This window comes from Saccharicrinis aurantiacus (assembly GCF_947489045.1).
GTDB lineage: Bacteria > Bacteroidota > Bacteroidia > Bacteroidales > Marinilabiliaceae > Saccharicrinis > Saccharicrinis aurantiacus.
The window spans coordinates 54,687-73,655 of sequence record NZ_CANLCN010000009.1 but is presented as its reverse complement, the minus strand read 5'-3'; the positions used below and the strand labels follow the sequence as shown (position 1 = coordinate 73,655).

Here is an 18,969-nt window from a genome sequence, read left to right as displayed (position 1 = left end):
CATTATTCATCATAATTTGACATTGGATAGAGGCAAATTAACTATATTTAGCTCACAAAACTTTTATTTATGCCCATACTCAATTCGATAATATCATTGGTAAACCACAGAAGGCTCACTCAAATTGATGAGTTTAAAAGTAGGCCTGCTGATGTGCAACGCAATCAATTATTCGATTTACTAGAGAAAGCTGAACATACAGCCATAGGTAAAGAATTTAACTTTAATACCATAAAGACCATAAGCGAGTTTCAGAGGAGAGTACCCATCCGTAACTACGAAAGCTTAGAGCCTGAAATTAATAGGGTTCGCAAAGGAGAAAAGAGTATTTTATGGGGCGAGGATATCAAATGGTTTGCGAAATCATCGGGTACAACCTCATCTAAAAGTAAATACATACCGGTTTCTAAAAGCTCATTGGAAGAGTGTCATTATAAAGGAGGCAAAGATGTATTGGCTATTTACAACCAACTTTATCCCGAAAACGAGATGTTTAAAGGAAAAGGTTTAACACTTGGTGGTAGCCAACAACTCAACCAATTTAGAAACGATTCGTTTGATGGCGACCTATCTGCCATATTAATTGGCAACCTTCCTTTTTGGGTAAACTTAATACGAACACCAGAACAATCCATTGCATTAATGGATAAGTGGGAGGAGAAATTAGTGAAAATTACCGAAACCACTATTAATGAAAATGTGACTTCACTAACCGGAGTTCCCTCATGGTTTTTAGTGCTAATTAAGCATATGCTTGAGGTAACTGGCAAAGACAATTTGCTTGATATTTGGCCCAACCTAGAGCTTTTTATACATGGAGGAATCAATTTTGCGCCTTATAGAGAGCAATACAAAAAGCTTATTCCATCAAGTAAAATGCATTATCTCGAAACCTATAATGCATCCGAAGGATTTTTCGCCATACAAGATGATCCTACTTCAAGTTCAATGTTATTGATGCTTGATTATGGTATCTTCTATGAATTTATTCCGATGAGTGAATTGGAAAAGGAAAATCCCTTGGCCTTAACCATTGATGAAGTAGAGTTGAATACCAACTATGCCATTATTATAACTACCAATGGTGGGTTATGGCGTTATAGAATAGGAGATACAGTACAATTTACATCGAAATACCCGCACAAAATAATTATATCGGGCAGAACCAAACATTTTATCAATGCATTTGGCGAAGAACTGATTATTGAGAATTCAGATACTGCCATTCAGCATGCCTGCCAACAAAGCAATGCCGTTATTAAAGATTACTCGGCTGCTCCAATGTACATGAGCACTGAAGATAAAGGTAAACATCAGTGGATTATTGAGTTTGAAAAAGAGCCCGATAACTTTGAGCTATTCTCACAGAGTTTAGATCAAAAACTTCAGGATGTGAACTCAGATTATGAAGCCAAAAGATATAATGATATAACACTTGATTTTCCTTTAATACAAAAAGGAAGAAGTAATTTATTTATAGATTGGCTTAAGTTGCACGATAAACTTGGCGGACAAAACAAGGTGCCTCGCTTATCAAACAACAGAAAAATAATAGAAGAACTCGAAACATTAAATAATAAATAAAGTACAAAATCTAAATAGCTAAGCGCCATTAAAAAAGAATCCTATTATCGTTTATCTATTTGTATTGGGTATATCTAAATTAAATTATAATGCACATTGCCATTGCAGGAAATATTGGAGCCGGAAAAACTACATTAACCTCATTTTTATCTGACCATTATGGGTGGGATGCGCACTACGAAGAGGTAGATGACAACCCTTATTTAGCAGATTTTTATGAAGATATGAAGCAGTGGTCGTTCCACCTTCAAATTCAATTCTTAAATAACCGTTTTTCTAAAGTGAATAGCATTCGCACCTCTGGCAAAACGGTAATTCAAGACAGAACTATTTATGAAGATGGCTATATCTTTGCACCCAACCTATTTGATTTAGGCTTAATGGGCAAACGAGATTTTGATAACTATTCATCCTTATTTAAACTAATGAATTCGTTAGTGCAGGCTCCTGATTTATTAATATACATTAGAGCATCGGTACAAAAACTAGTTGATCAAATTAAAAGTAGAGGTCGTGATTACGAGAGTAATATTAGAGTGGACTATCTAAAGCACTTAAACGACAGATACGAAGACTGGATTAATGAATATACGGATGGTAAGGTGCTCATTATCGATATTGATGAATTAGACTTTATCAACGACAAAGAGGCTTTTAAAACACTTACCGAAAAAATAGATGCCCAACTTGAAGATATCAAATAGGCTTTAGCGTTTACCTGCAAAATAGTATTTAAGCGCTAAGCCCCAATGGTTTTGTTTGCCGTGTGGGTTAATGGTTATTTGCTCATCGGGTAAATACTTCGATTCGATATTTGGGATATATGAGAAACGGAGAGAGATGGATAATTTCTCTTTTTTAGCCATCTGAATTAGAGTTCCAAACTCTAAGCCCATTCCGGGTTGAAGCTCATTACTTTTGTAAGATTTTGATTGATTACTGATTTCGTTATTAGATGTAAAGCTCATTTTATTCATTAAGTAATAAAATCCAAATAGGGCCCCAAAGTATGGGCGCACCTCTCCTTCGCTCAAATAAAAATTACCCTGAAATGTGGCACTCAACATTTGATAGGTCATATTCACATCGCCATAATTGTTCACATCCCAAAACTCCTTATCTTTTGGGAAGAAACTATAGCCCACATCGCCTGTTAAGGATAGTTGCGGATTGTAAAAATAAGTACCTGTACCAAAAAAACCAGCTCCACCTTTAGCTACTGTGGCAAAACCAAAATCTTTATCCGCCATTAGGTTTGTAGGCACTTGATAAGCCACTCCTCCACCCCACCAAAATTCTTTTTTTTGAGCTGATAGGTTTGGCATTAGATATAATAAAATAAATATAAGTAGTAAGAATATCTTATTCAATGTCATATTTCTAAATTATTAAGAGGCGAATTTAATAATTCTATCACAATTTATTTCAGCTCTTAAATATTTATGAGATCTAGTTTTTTTATGCGCATGTAGGCTGCTTAAATTTGCTTATCAAAGTGACTTACAAGGTTTGGTAATAGGAAGCCTATATTTGTGTTACACAAAAAAAATAGACCTGAGAAAAAAGATTGGGATAAGTGACTTGCGAAATATAATCTTTTATATATATTTGCACACGCAAAAAAGCAGCAATGCTTTGCAAGCCCAGATGGCGGAATTGGTAGACGCGCTGGTCTCAAACACCAGTGGGGCAACCCGTGCCGGTTCGACCCCGGCTCTGGGTACAGATTAAAACTGTATCTAAAAGAAAGCTAGACTTTAATTAGTCTGGCTTTTTTGTTTTGCACAACTATTGGACAACCAACCTAAGTTAACCTACAGCAGCAGTAGTGTAATATTTATTCATAAAAATTAATTACATGCGTAACCCCGATACTATAATTAATGGTCTCAAAGACTATTCAGGTATATATAATCTTGTTTCAGAATAATAACCTCCTGTATTACACACCCTTGTTATTGATATTTTAGGCAGTCTTTGCATAAACCTACATGCCTCCGTTTCTTGCAGCGGAGCCTTGCGTAAAACTGTAAGCCTCCATTTTTTTGCAGCGAAGCCTTGCGTAAACCTACATGCCTTCAATTTTTTACAGTGGAGCTTTGCGTAAAACTGCATGCCTTCGATTTTTTGCAGCGGGGCTTTGCGTAAATCTGCATGCCTCCAATTTTTTGCAGCTGGGGTTTGTGTAAATCTGCATGCCTTCGGAGTTTTGCAGCGGGGCTTTGCGTAAACCTACATGCTTTTAGGTTATTGATGGGCTATGTTGTTTACCATCCATATTGTTTATGCTGGCCTGGCTTAGTGATTGTAGCGGCATCCTTTGTGAGCCCCTTATGGCGAAGCAAAGATATAGCGAAAAGCACGACCCGCAGGGGAAGCCCCTTATGATGAATATATAGTGTGGCGCGAATAAAGGGGCTAGAAAAAAGAGGAGACCAATTAAGTAAGAAAGTCACTAAGTTATAATTAAAAAGCCACCCTTACTTTTGTAAGAATGGCTTTGAGAGTTTTTCACTAGGGCTTGTTATATTATAACAATACTAGTTGTTATTGATTACCGAAATAATCTAATATTAGCTGCTAATTACTTCGCATTAAAGATTCATGTTTACATTCAGTGTGATGGTTTCTGAGGTTGTTTTACCTGCTTCATCAGCAAGAGTAAAATTTAATTGATATACGCCTGCAAGCGCATCGCTCGAAATTTCTCCGAATAACTCATCAACCGACTGTTCTGTACCGCTAAGGTCAATTACTAAATCATCTTCAGTCCAAGGCTCTTTAACACTCTTTGTAGTGGCTTGCTCTGATGCTTTTTTAGAAAGGGTAACAGTTAGCTTAGAAAGTGCTACATCGTCTTTACAAAGGGCCTTTACGAATACTTGATTACCTGAAAGTAGATCGGTATTATCTACAGGCGATTCAATGATTAACTCAGGAGCTGTTTGATCAGATGTAGACTCTTTTTCATCGTCTTTACCACAAGCGATGGTCATCATTAGTAGGCACAGGGCTAAAATATTTATTACATTTTTCATATTGTTTCGTTTTTTTTTCGATTTCATATTATTTAAAGCAAGAGCCTTGTTTGTTTTTACAAACAGACTCTTACTTAATAGGCCTTAAGCATTGTCATTTCTCAAAGGCACTAACACACTATAATTATTGCTTTAATAACTTTTTGCTAACGGAATTACCGTTGCCTTTTATTTTTAATACATACATGCCTTTTAACAGGTCGCCAATATAAATAGGGCTTAAACCAGTCACTTGCAAACTCTTTATTTTTGCACCCGTTAAATTGTATACTTCAAGGTTGTAAATACCCGGTGCGTTAATGGTTATATTATCTTTTGCAGGATTAGGTATCACTTGAATTGTATTAAACGGATTTGTAGCCACAGAGACATCTTCTGGATCTTCGTAGCTTATTGATAAATTATCAATACTCCAACCCCATCCAAAAATTATAATATCAGAAACCATTACAAAACGTATTAACACCTCGTCACCTTCCTCTAGGTAGGTATCCCTCACTAAATCAATTTCCTTATTCACATAGTAAGTTGAATCAGCAAAGGCTAATGAATTTGGAGGAACACTTTCTCCTGATTCAAGGAAACTCGACCAAAGTTTAGTCCACGATTGCTGTTCACCTGCATCGTAACCATCAATAAGAGGTTCCCATGTTTCACCATTATCAATAGAACCTTGTATTAAGGCAAAATCATAAAAATAAGGTGATGGATACTTATAACCATCTTTGCCACCTTCAACCATTACAATCTCGTCGAAACGTAATTTAGCACCATCTTTAACCAAAACTTTATTACAGAAGGTAGCTGAGTAAGCTGTTGAAACATCGTAAGGATGTGGTGTGTTTAAACTTTTAGACTTAAATTTATCAGATGGTTTAAGAATCCTCATGCCATTTAATAGGAAATCGGAATCAATATTTTCATCCTCAAAATCCGTGGCATAATCTTCATCCACGTAATTGAATTCGGTAATTTTAACGCTATATACCGCTTCGCCCTCTGGAAAAAGAGTGGTATTCGGATTGGCGGCCATATCAGTAGCTTCCACTTTATAGCTTACTACTGATGCATTTGTTAAGCCCTCTGGTAACATTACATCACCTGAATATAAACCGGTTTCAGTATTTAATGTCATTTCAACATCATTCTGCTGTACACCATCTACAGTCCATCTTACAAGCACTTGCTCAATGGCATAGTTATCACTTGCTTCTGCCGATACCTTAAAAGACTTACGGTAAGGCAACCAAACATTAATGTTGTTGGTAACTTCCGATACTTCTGGTGCTATTAAATCTTCGCCAAACACAAACACACTAGGCTTAATTAAAGCATTGGTTGGGAAATTAAAGGAACGTTCATCGTTTAATTTTTTATCACTAATGTTTATGTAGTAATTATAGGTATTGTTGTATTCAAGATTGGATAGCGTAGCAGAGTATTTATTATTATCCTTTGCGCTAACTGGCGCCTCTATATAATCTTTTTCTCCACTTTTTTTATAAAAGAGTTTTACCTCTTCCACGTCGTATTCCGAAGCAACACTGAATTCAATTTCTTTACTATCTACTTGTGCGTTATCTAAATCTTTAACCGTATGTGAAATATCGGCCACATCCCAACCTATATCTTTTAAAACACCAAGTAAAATAGGCCCAGGAGTATGAATTGCTCTACCTAAATCTAATTGAAATGTTAATAAGCTATTGGCATCATCATTATCGAAGATTGTATCTAGGTGGTATACACTTGATCCTTGCATAAAATAATCGGGCGTATACAAAGGCACCTTTTTATCACCATTTGCTTTTGTGGCTAGTTCGCCATTAAAATACAATTGGTTTCTAAGGGCATCAAATAACTCTTCTGAGTAAGAAGGATAAAGCTTTAAATCATCAATTTTATTACCAATTGAATCTTCTATGTGACGGTCGAAAATGGTATACTCTTTGGGATTTTCTTTATAAAAACCACGCCCATTGCACGTACCCTGCATACCAAAACCATGAGCCAACTCGTGAAGCATAACCGTTACAAAATCGTAACTATCCACCGGAGTTTCACCATCTGTACCATAATACCAGTTTTCGAGATTCGAATTAATTACAATACTCATATCCAATACCTCATGATCGGTATAAGTTAGTTTGTTATGCAACGCTCTTGGGTAAAAGGTATTAATCATCGTTTGACCGTAAAAGTTTCTTTCATAACCTTCTGGTGAACATCCAGCTAGAGCGCCTGTAGGTAGGTTTCTTGACCAATAAGCAAAAATTCGTACCGGGGCAGCTGTTGCAAGAGACTTTTCCCAAATAGAAACGGCATACTTAAATGCTTCTTCAGATTCTGTAGATGGAAAATTAAATAGTATTAGTTCGAATTCTGATTTTTTCTGACCTCCACTTTTTAATTGACTAAACGGAGAAGGTGTGAATTTTTTATTCACCTTACCCGATCCACCCCACGAACAAGCACTATGTATAGTGTCTGTGCAAACATGGCCATTTCTAATGGCCTGCCCAATTTGGCAAACATTAGAAGAATGTGGCTCACATGCATTCACCCTAACTTGAGCCATTAACATGACCAAAAATAAAGGTAAGAGTATTAATCTTCTCATAATAATGATATTTAAGAGCAGTAAACACAAGGGTTTACTGCTCTGTTATTTATTTTAATTTATTGCTTCACCACTTTAACTTTTTGGGTTCCGTTTGCAGCCTGAATTATTGCTACATAAACACCTGCGTTTAAGTGTGATATATTTATTGATTGTCCGTTGAAATTGTTTTCAATTAACACCACATTTCCTCTTACATCAACAAATTTTATACTTGAGTCTATATTTACTCCGTTGAAGTAAACTACATCTTTTACAGGATTAGGATAAGCACTAACTCTTAGGCCATCTACTTGATTAACTCCTACCTCTGAAGGATTGAAATTAGCAACTAAAACCATATCAGTTCCTTTATCGCCAGGCACATAAGTGGTTTCATTGTCCATATCCCAAATACCAGCACCTTCTACCTGCCAATTCACAAATTCATGGTCTATATCAGCAATAGCTGTTACTTTTCGTGAATGGAAACCTTTTAAAATAACATCTGTTATTTCGTCAACTTTATTGCTACTACCTTCGCGTGCAACTTTTCCAAATTCTCCTGCTTTAAAGGTAAGCGTGTAAGTATCCATATCAGAGAAACAAGGCATTAAGTCTCCGTTTAATCCAACAGCCATTTTCCAACCGCCTTCAACATCAAACTTCCAATTATTAAATAAACTTGTATTTTCGAACTCTTGAGTAGAGTAATCTTTACCGTATGAATTAATTTTTACACCTGGTTTCGATTTATTAAAATAGGTATCGATAACTGTTCCACGAATACTTGATCCTATAAGACCCGCAACATAAAATGCCTTATCATTTCTCGATTCCATTGTTGCAACCACATAGCTTTCTTTAATGTAAGCTCCTTTGTTTGCCCCAACAAGACCCCCTACATAATCGCCTGTTGCAGCTACTAGATTACTTACTGCAAAACATTGCTTAATACCATACTTTTGCTCATCGGATTCTTCTGCACCATAGGCCACATCATGATTATAACCAATTAGTCCTCCTACTGATTCACCAGTACTACTTACAGAGTCGGTAATTGCATAACAGCGCTCCACCAAAGTATTACCACTGTATCCAACTAATCCACCAGTTGAAGAACCTGTAATGCTAGATACCGTAAATACGGTTCCTTTATAAGAACTTGAATAGATATGAGAATCACCATTAGAACGTCCTACTAATCCACCAATATAATTGCTAGTACCAAGTACCAATCCGTTTGCACTACAATTGCTTACCTGTGTATTGGTCATATCCCCAACTAAAGCACCTACTCCATTAGCACCTGCAACTAAAACATTATTCAAATTAATGTTCTTAATAACCGTAACGGCACCTTGTTCATCTCCAACATGAGCAAAAAGGGCTTGTGCATTTTGACTACTTGCTCTATTCACAAAAAGACCAGATATAGTATAACCTTTACCGTTGAATTGACCTGTAAATCTATTTTCGTAATCTCCTCCAATAGGAGACAATCCGGTATTCTGATTTAAATCGGTAGAAGCACTTGCATCAATATCAGCACCTAACTCAAAATATTTATTCCAAATAGATGGGATATTTGTAAGGCAAACCAATTCTTTTAATGTACTAATGATGTATGGATTAGATTCTGAACCATCACCATTTGTAAGAATATTATCTTCCTTATAAACCGCAGTATAAACCATATCTTCATCTCCACTAAAATCGAACTCATATGGATTGGCTTCTGATACCAATACATCATTCAATTCCCAATGGCTAAATGCAAATCCTGGTTGGATGTTTTGTGCAAATAGGCTTACTGATTCACCATTAGTGTACCATCCATTACCTTCGTATTCTCCGGCATAAAGATGTGATTCAGCGATATCTAATTTTGATCCACCATCTTCCCATTTCAGGTATGGGCGACTATTGTCGTCATAATCTTCATTAACTTTTATTTTCCAAGTAGAACTAAAATCTAACTCAGGCATTAAAGTGATGTCTGCAAAGTCTTTTGTTTCTATACCAACAACTCCTTCTATTTTTCCACTACCTATGGCAGGCGAAATACCAGCAATTGTTTTATCATAATAACTCCCTACTACTTTACTTCTCTCATCTTCCATCACATGTGCAATAAAAGCACCTGGATTTTGTCCTTTGGCTGTTATAACATTAGCACTGTAACAGTTTCCAATGTAACCCGCATTAACTCCTACAAAACCACCAACTAAAATATAACCTGTTACATCAGATAAAGTAAAACAGTTGGTAATATTACAATTGTAGCCATTACGAGCCGTGAAACCACCAAACTGAACATCCATTTCAGAATGCTCATAACCCTCTTCTACCGATCCATCAACCGTACCTGTTGAATAAGAGTAACTAATTGTAGCTTGACATATACCTGCAAATCCACCAAGGAATCTACGACCATATACATTACCCGTAGCATAGCATTTTTCTATTATAGTATTACTAGCACCATCACTATAGCCTAAAAATCCACCAGCATATAGATCAAGCGAAGTTACATCACCAGAGGCCATACAGTCTGAAATAGTAGCTATGTTAATACCACCAACAAAACCACCAACACAGCCATTTAAACTTCTTGATTCAGTAGCTCCCGTTGCATAACAATCTTTTATTAGTGCAAAAGCACCTTGGTACCCTACTAAACCACCAACATATTGTGTTCCTAACACAGTACATTCAGAGTAAGAATCCATTACACTACTACGAGAATAGCAACGTCCCACTAATCCACCAACATTATCACCATAACCAGTTACAGATCCTGTTGAATAACAGTTCTTAACAGTAGCATCTGACAAAAGATCACCAACAAGTCCGCCTGAATATGGCCCACTTGTTAGATCTACATCTTGTACAGATGAATTTAAAATATTTAGATAATACGCATACCCAATTATTCCGGCAGTATATCCGCCTCCTGATATTTTAGATTGAATTACATTACAGTTATCTATCGTTGAGATAAATAATTCATCTTTTTCCTTATTCAAATAAGATGAACCAACCAATGCAGAAGAATAACCATTTCCAGTAATATCGGCATCTTCCAAAGTTAAATTCTTAATAGTTGCACCTTTGATACACCCAAATAAACCAATATATGCATCATTAGGACGATAAACATATAAACCACTTATGGTATATCCTTGTCCATCAAAAGTTCCTGAGAATGGTATCCTACCTCTATTTCCAACATCTTCGGTATCTCCAATAGGAGAATAACCCATTGCGATTTCCGGAGTCTGAATATCTCTATCGTGATCACCAACATTCCAATCCTTTGTTGCCGATGCATCAATATCATTCATTAATACAAAATGCTTATCCCATAAAGATGATAGCTTCGTTAATTGCTCTAACTCTGATAAATTAGTTATCTCATATGGCATTTCTGCAGTTCCCTCTCCTTTTGCCGAGAAATCCTCAACTAAGGTAACGGTAAATACATAAGCTTCTTCATTACCAATGGTATATTTAAGAGTGTTTGATGTACCTTGTTCAACATTTAACAGTCTCCAATCTTGTACTTTCCAACCTGTTTCTGTAGCAACCGACAGTTCTACTTCATCGCCTAAACTATACCAACCAGCGCCGTAGGCTTTAGCCACACCTTCAGGCACTACTTTTATACTTACCTCACTTGAAGATGACTCCCATTTTAAATAAGGACGTGCATTATTATCAATCGCTTCGTTTGTTGATACCTCCCAAATAGTTTCAAAATCCAAGGTATTAAAATTAGCCTGTGAACTCATTTCCTCAGAACTTAATGCTGTAATTTCTGCAATACCAGAGGCATCACTGCTGTAAGCTTCGGTATATCCTGATATATCAGTATCGAAATAAGAACCAGTAACTGTAACATCAGCTGTACTAATTTCAGCAATAAACCCTGCAGTAAACATACCTGGTGCATTAATGGCAACTGCTGAATAACAATTATTAACAGTTAGTCTGTTTGTTGCAAAACCTGCGAAACCTGCTGCTTTATCAAGTGCTGTTAACGATCCTACGGCATAACAATCGTTGATAGTGCCATAATATAAATATCCAACAAAACCACCGGCCACTGTACCATGATTTTCTCCCCCATTGTCTTTAACGGTAACGTTAGAATTGGCATAGGATTTTTCGATGGTAGCCCCATTTGTTGTACTTCCGATAAAACCACCTACTTTGTATGCACCATTAACGGTTGAACTAGCCGAAGATCTTTTAATGGAACCTTTTAAATAACCAATAAAACCACCCACTTCTTCACTACCCGTAACTATGGCTTTAGCTGAAGATGATGAAACAATACCTGAATTATTTCCAGCAAATCCACCAACTTTATTTGTACCTATTACAACAGTTCCATCAACTGAGCTAAAGTAGGTTTTACCACTATAAGGCAAGTCACCTGTAACACCTCCAACATGTGTTTCTCCTGTTACAGAGCCACCTATAACAGTACAGTTTGTAATAGTACCAGAGTTTTGTCCGGCAATAATACCAACATAAGCTTCTCCAATAATATTACAATCCTTAAATGTCAAATTACTCACGCTTCCTGAAAATGTTCTAAAAAAACCTAAGTTCGTTTCATCAGGGTTATTAATAGTAAGATTAGAGATTGCATACCCATCCCCATCAATACTTCCATTAAAGGCAACAGACTGATTTCCTATTTTTGCTCCTATAGGTCGAAACCCTAAACCATTTTGCATTGCTGCTGATGCAGAAGCGTCTATATCATTAATTAAAATGAAACTATTTTGCCTAAAGTCTTCAATTCTATTGGCAAGAATATTTAGATCTTCGAGTGTTGCTATTTTATATGGATTTAAAGCTGATCCATTTCCTCCTGAAAAGCCTACTTCTGGTCTTGAATGTTTAGCGACGTAAATAGCTGTTTCAGATATGGTAGCTGTAAAAATCGCTTCTTCTGATACTTTATCCTCGCCAATATACCATCCATCAAACTCATATCCAGGTTCTGTAGTGGCGGTTAAAGTAACTTCATCACCATGGTGAAACCAACCTTCTTCTTGATCTGCAGAAATAGAACCGGCTAAAACATTCTCAATTTCGTAATGCACTTGATAATCGTAACCCACCAATTTCTTTAAATATGGGCGTGGATTACTATCAAACTCTTCAAGTGTTGCAATTTCCCATTCTACTGACCAACCTTCGGGGAAATTATTGATATCAGCAAACTGAGCGGTTGTTAAAGCAGTTACTCCTTCACGTTCTTGATCAGCTTGCGTAGATGTTTCTTTATCGTATACACAAGCGGTTGGAGGGTTACTATAATTCGAACTAAAGAAATCTCCGTAGAAACCTCCAAATTTAGAAGAGTTTGTTACTGCTCCTGTAGCATAACACATATAAACAACTGGCTTATAAGTACTAGTTATCACAAGATCACCAGTAAAGCCACCAATATATCCGTGAGTTAAACCATCCGGGATATTACTAATAATAGATACATCTCCTGTTGCAAAACAGTAGCCAACTTCTGAATTTATTGATCCCGCAAATCCACCTACAAACTCTCTACCTTCAACATTACCTGTAGCATAACAGTATGTAGTTGTACCAAAACACTTTCCCATAAGACCACCAACAGTTTCGTCACCGTAAACATTGGCAGAAGAAAAGCATTCTTCAGCTACACAATAACTGCTCATACCAACTAAACCACCGCTAAAACCACCTGATGATTTGAGAGTCCCTGCTGAATTACTTTTGCTAATGCTACCACTACTTAGATAACCTGCAATACCACCAACTCTCGATTGACCTTGCACCTCACCATTAACACTACAGTTATCAATAATACAGCCTGCTGATTGACCTATTAAGGCACCTACATTATCGCGAGCAATAATATTGTAACCAATCATATTAAGATTAACAATAGTGGCTTTGTTTGCAAAACCAAATAAAGCAACATTATCCTCTGTAATACTGTTGATAAATAGGTTAGAAATGGTATAACCTTTCCCATCAAAATGACCAGTAAAGTTAGTACCATCTTTTGACGGTTGACCAATCGGGGTAAATCCTGCGATATTACTATTAGCTGCATCTACCCAATTTTTTGTATCAGAAGCATCAATATCATTTGATAGTATAAAGTAACTACCATAATATTCTGGTGTTTGAGAAAGTAGCGCTAAATCATCTAAAGAAGAAATAATATATGGGGCCTCTTCTGTTCCGCTACCTCCACTATACTCAGCCATATAACGTGCTGTATATACGCCATCACCCGATACATTAAAGGTAAATACATTTTCATCTGATACCTTTTCATCTTCTAAATACCATCCTGCAAAAACATATGGAGTTATGGCTTCCGAAGCGATAAATGTAACTTCATCACCTTTATTTCTCCAACCATAATCGCCACTAACTGTACCTGCTTTTTCAAGAATTTGATCGTAGCTCACAAGATAATCGTAAGATAAACCTCTAGGATAAGGCAATGATTCAGGAGCAATATCAGACAATACCGTCATTTCCCAATCGGCACTAAAATCCCAGTTCGCAAATGTTGCCTCTACTGAAAAATTGGCTAAAGAAATACCTTTGCACTCATCTTCTGCACCAATATCTGTAGTACCCAAATCGCTATTATAATAATTATCGCTAATATTTTTTGTATAAGGATAACGACCAATTAAAGCACCTACATAAGTAGTTGCTTCGGTAACTACCTCGCTTAATGTATAACAATTATTAAGAGAACCGCTTGCTAAATAACCAACTAAACCGCCACAAGTTCCAACGCCTGAAGTAACAGTTCCTCTTGAGAAACAATATTCAATTACTTTAGAATTATTTGACATATAACCTGTTAATCCACCAACATAGTTGGCAGCAGTTACATTACCTGTTGCGTAACTATTACTTATGGATGCAGCAGCTTTACCAACAAGGCCACCCGCATAACATGTTGATGATTTTAAAGCAGTAACATCAGCTGTACTATAACTTCGGAAAATACCATAGGTATAATCATTATTATTTGTTAGTTCTCCAACTAAGCCACCAACATAATCGTATCCTTCAACAGTACCTGCACTAGAACACAGAACAGCTGTACCTGTTAAACGACCAGCTAAACCTCCTACTATCACATAAGATGTTTTGGTAGCTAATACATTTGCTGAAACATGACAGTTGTATATTTCACCATAGGCTTGTCCTGCTAAACCACCTACAACGTCAGAACCTGTAACTGTGGCATCTTGTAAGGTTAAGTTTTTCACCTCAGGTGAAACATGACTACTTCCTAAGAAACCAAAGAAACCGACTTTACTAGTATTTGGTCTATTGATATATAAATTATCAATGCTATAACCTTTCCCGTCGAAAACACCTCTAAAGGAGTTATTAATATCACTTCCGATAGGCGTGAAACCAACAATAACCCCAGCACCATCGTCCCAAGTATTGGTTTCTGTGGCGTCAATATCATTAGTTAACACAAAATGTGCTGCCAAATCGGCTTTTGACAAGGAAAGTTCCTTGAGATCTGCTAGCGTAGAGATTTTAAACGGATCTTCAGCCGTTCCGCTACCTCCGCTATATTGTGCGTGCGCAGTAAATATGCCACACACCAGCATCATTAACAATAAACGTAAAGTTTTTGCATTCATAAGTTATGGATTTAAATAAATAGACTTACACGCAAGCGAGCTTAACCTTGCTAAACTCGCTTGCGTGCTATAATTATTCTTATTCTAATTCAAGTGTGATATAATAATTAGGATTATCATTTCGGATGAGCTTAATATTGGTATAGCGTTCGCCCAAACTCCACCTTTCTTCAACCTCTACCTCGTATACATTGGGTTTATATAAAACATGATACAACCAATTGCTTACTAAATTATGAAAGGGTGCATACCCTGCCGTTCCTCCGTAACCATCGCCAAAGTTGGCTCCATAGTTAAATGATGTTGCTGTCATACTCATAGCTGTTGTACCTATTAAATACAAGTTTGATTTCTCTGTATCGGCAACTTCAGTAAACACATCAATACGGTGCGAACCACCGAAATAAGCTTGAGCAGTAGGGTAAGCATTCATCAGTAAACGCATACGTTTTACGCCTCCAAACAAATTAGGGTTTTCTAGGGCAACATATAACTCTTTTTCTAAGTTACTAATGTCTTCTAAAAAAGCTTGGCTACTTAACTTCATATTAATCCAATAGGCTTTATAGTCAGCCGGATTAGTAAACTCAGCTCTAGCAGTTTTCCCTTGTACTAAACTTACCCCTTCTTCTGATTTAAATAAATCCTCATCCTCATTCCAGAAAAATTCAGACACTTCAATACCTCCTATTTTCACAGGTGTATAAAGTTTTATAGAGTTGGTAGTTACTACAAAAGGCATTGCTGAGGCTGTATAAGCCCCTGTTTCATCGAAACCATACTTATTAAAGCGATGAAAAACATCGTAAGTTAATTCGATATCGGTACCTTGATATGATATAAAGAGTCCTTCTCTGGCTTTTTCTTCAAGAATTTCGCTTGTTAAGGTCTGAGCTTTGATATAATCTTCAACACTACTGTTTTTCAGCTTAGTAAACTCTACTCTGGTTTTTCTTTTTAAACTTTTAAACTGAACATAGTCATCGGATATAGAATCGCATACAAATTCAAAGTCGCCCTGGTAACCACTACCATAACTCACAAATGGGTTTTCTGTCAACTCTATTTCCGATAAATCTTGTCCTTTATATTTAGGTGTCAATGCCTCTGCATCGGCCAGATAATGAATAGCTGCATAAGTATCAAACGACAATACCGTTGATTGGCCAGAGTGTACTCTGAACGTTGAGTTGGTAGTTTCTTCTTGAAAAGCCTCCTCAGAGGTCATAATCACTCTTCCCTTATCGGTGAATTTCATTAAAAAGGTATATCCTCCATAGTATTTCGACTCTGGATAATATTGAACAACCCAGCCATTTTCAGCAGATACTAATGTATTATAACAAGCATCGCGGTGTTCCTGAGCTCTCTGAAGAGCTGATAATTCAAATACATCCTCTGCCTCGGGTACACAAGACACTATCAAGCCCAATAGGGCAAGCAAATAGGCCGTGAATTTTATATATTTATTAATCATTTTACAAGCTTTTTAAATGACACTAATTATTTATGAACCAACTCACAACTACTACAGAACTGTGCTGTTTTGCTATTATAAATAAAAGGCGATTCATATTTCGATTGCTCTGTGGTAGGTACACCTGTAAGCAATTCTATTTTCTCTGCAATTAAACTTTGCAATTCAAATATTTCTATATTCCACACATTCTTAAAGTAATTCACCACAATGCTTTCCTTGGCTCTTAGCTTCTCAATATTTGCCTCGGGCTGAGTAATGTAGGCTTCCCACTCTTCTTTGGTGCGTGTTAATATATAGGCAATTACCTCAACAAAGTCCTCGTCACGAGATGACATTGAGTACGGAGATACAAACCCTTCTCCTAAATAAGACTCTAAATCTGAATTACTCACATTACTCCAATCGCTACGGTATTTTCCTTTTGATATTTCTTCGTAAGTAGCTGCATCATAAAGTATTTTTTGATGAAGAATATGAGCAAACTCGTGATGCATTACATGGAAAAAACGATTAATACGCGATGCATCAGAATAATCAAACTTATTTACCTCGTACAACACAATTTTTCTACCTGCTTCTGCTGTACCTTGTACAACGGTTCCTTCAGGGTTTACACCAGCACCACCCAACAGGTATAATAACTTTGGGATATATGACTTAATAAATTCTTCTCCACCTTCTTCCTCGTAACATTTGATCCATACCTTATCCATTACGTCCATTAGTGGCTTCACTTTATCCTCTGCAGGGGGCACTAAGTTTTTTGTAAAATCTCCCTCATAATCTTCCCACTTATATTTAACTTCGAGATTATACGGCAAAAATACATCACGTAACCACTGATCAAGCTCACTTAATTCTTGTGGTGAATCATCTAAGCGACTTTCTGAAAGCTGCTCTTCTTTATTACAGGCACTACATGCAAAAATAATTGCCGTAATATAAAAATATGCTTTAATTGCTTTTATCATAATATAACGTTTCTGATTATTTATAAAGTGAGATATAATCATCATCACCTTTCTCAAATGGCTCACGCGGGTTAGGCTCTACACCACCATTAAGAGCATCTTGTGGTATTTGAACTGCTCTTCTAGGATCATTGGGAGCCAGTACTAAAGAACTTCCATCAATTAATTGATGTTCAATTTCGAAATTATAGCGTTTTATATCGAACCATCTTAATCCATCGTGTAAGAACTCACGACGACGGATATCTAAAGTGGCTTGAATTAACATACGCCTATCTTCGGGCACCTCAAAACCTGGATTTAAATCAGCATGAGGTTTATAAGAAAAATACTTCTCTAAATATTCTGGTATTGAACCTGGGTACGGACAATGCGTATCAACCCATAGGTTTAAATCTGCGATTCCTTCATCGATACTTCCACTCATTATTAATGCTTCAGCACGATTTAATAACATCTCTTCGCCTGTAAAAACGGGTTGCATAATGTAACCAATACCAGTATTGGCTCCTGGGTAAGAATATTTAAATTTCTCGCTCCACTTGGGCGTAAACCATGAGTCTGTACCATAGGTGTAAATATTTTTCATGGCATAGGTTCCTGTATTCACTGCTGATCCTGATAACAAATCTTGACCGCCTCCCCAAGGATGGATACCACTAAAATAACCATAGTAATCGTCGCGTTTCGGAACAGAAACTGCAAACCTATCGGAAGCATATATCCTTGACCACCACGAAACTGCACCAACCATCAAAAGATTAGCCTTATCTGAAGAACGTGTAAAATTCTCCATAAACTCACTTGGCGACATTTCATCGTAAGCTACCCAATCACGTAAATAAGCATTGGGATTATCGGCCATTGCAATATTTGAGTGTTCGATACATTTACTCCAATCTCCTTTATACAAGTAAAAGCGCGATGCAAAACAATTGGCAGCTTGAATTGAGAAGTGAAACTTTGGCACAAAATATAGGTTATTTGAAATTAGGGATAAACCTTCTGTTAAATCCTTTTCAATTAACTCATATACTTTAGCTACAGATTCTCTTTTATAATCGACCAATACCTTTGTTTCTGGCTCGGTAACATAAGGCACTCCTAAATCACTATCAGAGGTGTTAACATTATAATGTTGTGAAAATATATTTACCAATAAAAAATGACTATATGCTCTGCATACAAGCGCTTCACCTTTATGTGGATCTAAATTTTCGGTACCTCCTAATTTCTCAATAGCTTCGAGTGCATGATTGGCTACAGCAATGGCTGTATAACAAGATGACCAGAAGGCTGCTGGCGAATCTTGATCATCTTCAATAACCGGATTCCAATTGTATAAATCCTCATTCCATCTATTGAAAGAGCTATATGCTGGACCTAGATCGGCAACATTATCCGACATCAATTCGGCCATTAACACATTTGAAATATCAGGGTAGGCTGTAACCAACAACTTTGCAATTGTTTCGGGGTCATCTATCTCGGTTCTGTTATCAGGTAACTGATCTAAAAAGTCGTTACACGAACCAAGCACAGCGCCAATAACAGCCACTGAGAATAACATTTTTATTTTATATACTAGAGTATTCTTCATTTCGTA

At 36.7% G+C, this 18,969-nt stretch carries 9 protein-coding genes and 1 tRNA gene; 3 read left to right on the top strand and 7 right to left on the bottom strand.

What is annotated here, in order from left to right:
- The first annotated feature begins 69 nt into the window (after positions 1 to 69).
- Both QMO11_RS11910 and QMO11_RS11905 read left to right on the top strand, forming a co-directional pair.
- Positions 70 to 1,584, top strand: coding sequence for a GH3 auxin-responsive promoter family protein (locus tag QMO11_RS11910; RefSeq protein ID WP_282037497.1), 1,515 nt, complete (start codon positions 70 to 72; stop codon positions 1,582 to 1,584).
- Between the two features lie 89 nt (positions 1,585 to 1,673).
- A complete protein-coding gene (locus tag QMO11_RS11905; RefSeq protein WP_075602696.1) occupies positions 1,674 to 2,288 on the top strand; it encodes a deoxynucleoside kinase in 615 nt (204 codons plus the stop codon).
- 3 nt (positions 2,289 to 2,291) lie between these two features.
- On the opposite strand, the gene QMO11_RS11900 is transcribed toward QMO11_RS11905, so the two are convergent.
- The gene (locus QMO11_RS11900; protein ID WP_075602695.1) at positions 2,292 to 2,960 is read right to left on the bottom strand and encodes a hypothetical protein; all 669 of its coding nucleotides are present in this window, start codon (positions 2,958 to 2,960) and stop codon (positions 2,292 to 2,294) included.
- Positions 2,961 to 3,225: 265 nt separating this feature from the next.
- On the opposite strand from QMO11_RS11900, the gene QMO11_RS11895 reads away from it, so the two are divergent.
- A tRNA-Leu gene (locus QMO11_RS11895) sits at positions 3,226 to 3,307 on the top strand.
- 871 nt (positions 3,308 to 4,178) lie between these two features.
- On the opposite strand, the gene QMO11_RS11890 is transcribed toward QMO11_RS11895, so the two are convergent.
- The 6 genes from QMO11_RS11890 to QMO11_RS11865 all read right to left on the bottom strand — a co-directional run bounded on the left by QMO11_RS11890 (position 4,179) and on the right by QMO11_RS11865 (position 18,963).
- Positions 4,179 to 4,622 (bottom strand): DUF4625 domain-containing protein, encoded by a 444-nt coding sequence (locus tag QMO11_RS11890; protein ID WP_282037496.1) that lies wholly within the window; start codon positions 4,620 to 4,622, stop codon positions 4,179 to 4,181.
- Between the two features lie 124 nt (positions 4,623 to 4,746).
- Positions 4,747 to 7,242: a T9SS type A sorting domain-containing protein gene (locus QMO11_RS11885; RefSeq protein WP_282037495.1), complete on the bottom strand. Its 2,496-nt coding sequence runs from the start codon at positions 7,240 to 7,242 to the stop codon at positions 4,747 to 4,749.
- Positions 7,243 to 7,301: 59 nt separating this feature from the next.
- A complete protein-coding gene (locus tag QMO11_RS11880) occupies positions 7,302 to 14,912 on the bottom strand; it encodes a GLUG motif-containing protein (RefSeq protein ID WP_282037494.1) in 7,611 nt (2,536 codons plus the stop codon).
- A 79-nt stretch (positions 14,913 to 14,991) separates the two neighbouring features.
- The gene (locus QMO11_RS11875) at positions 14,992 to 16,389 is read right to left on the bottom strand and encodes a DUF4302 domain-containing protein (RefSeq protein ID WP_282037493.1); all 1,398 of its coding nucleotides are present in this window, start codon (positions 16,387 to 16,389) and stop codon (positions 14,992 to 14,994) included.
- Positions 16,390 to 16,415: 26 nt separating this feature from the next.
- Positions 16,416 to 17,363: a zinc-binding metallopeptidase gene (locus QMO11_RS11870; RefSeq protein WP_282037492.1), complete on the bottom strand. Its 948-nt coding sequence runs from the start codon at positions 17,361 to 17,363 to the stop codon at positions 16,416 to 16,418.
- A gap of 16 nt (positions 17,364 to 17,379) precedes the next feature.
- The gene (locus tag QMO11_RS11865) at positions 17,380 to 18,963 is read right to left on the bottom strand and encodes a RagB/SusD family nutrient uptake outer membrane protein (protein WP_282037491.1); all 1,584 of its coding nucleotides are present in this window, start codon (positions 18,961 to 18,963) and stop codon (positions 17,380 to 17,382) included.
- Between the last annotated feature and the right edge of the window lie 6 nt (positions 18,964 to 18,969).

Bases quoted from the DNA above. Each gene is read 5' to 3' on its own strand.
- QMO11_RS11910 (WP_282037497.1), top strand. From the start codon at position 70: ATGCCCATACTCAATTCGATAATATCATTGGTAAACCACAGAAGGCTC.
- QMO11_RS11905 (WP_075602696.1), top strand. From the start codon at position 1,674: ATGCACATTGCCATTGCAGGAAATATTGGAGCCGGAAAAACTACATTA.
- QMO11_RS11900 (WP_075602695.1), bottom strand. From the start codon at position 2,960: ATGACATTGAATAAGATATTCTTACTACTTATATTTATTTTATTATAT.
- QMO11_RS11890 (WP_282037496.1), bottom strand. From the start codon at position 4,622: ATGAAAAATGTAATAAATATTTTAGCCCTGTGCCTACTAATGATGACC.
- QMO11_RS11885 (WP_282037495.1), bottom strand. From the start codon at position 7,242: ATGAGAAGATTAATACTCTTACCTTTATTTTTGGTCATGTTAATGGCT.
- QMO11_RS11880 (WP_282037494.1), bottom strand. From the start codon at position 14,912: ATGAATGCAAAAACTTTACGTTTATTGTTAATGATGCTGGTGTGTGGC.
- QMO11_RS11875 (WP_282037493.1), bottom strand. From the start codon at position 16,389: ATGATTAATAAATATATAAAATTCACGGCCTATTTGCTTGCCCTATTG.
- QMO11_RS11870 (WP_282037492.1), bottom strand. From the start codon at position 17,363: ATGATAAAAGCAATTAAAGCATATTTTTATATTACGGCAATTATTTTT.
- QMO11_RS11865 (WP_282037491.1), bottom strand. From the start codon at position 18,963: ATGAAGAATACTCTAGTATATAAAATAAAAATGTTATTCTCAGTGGCT.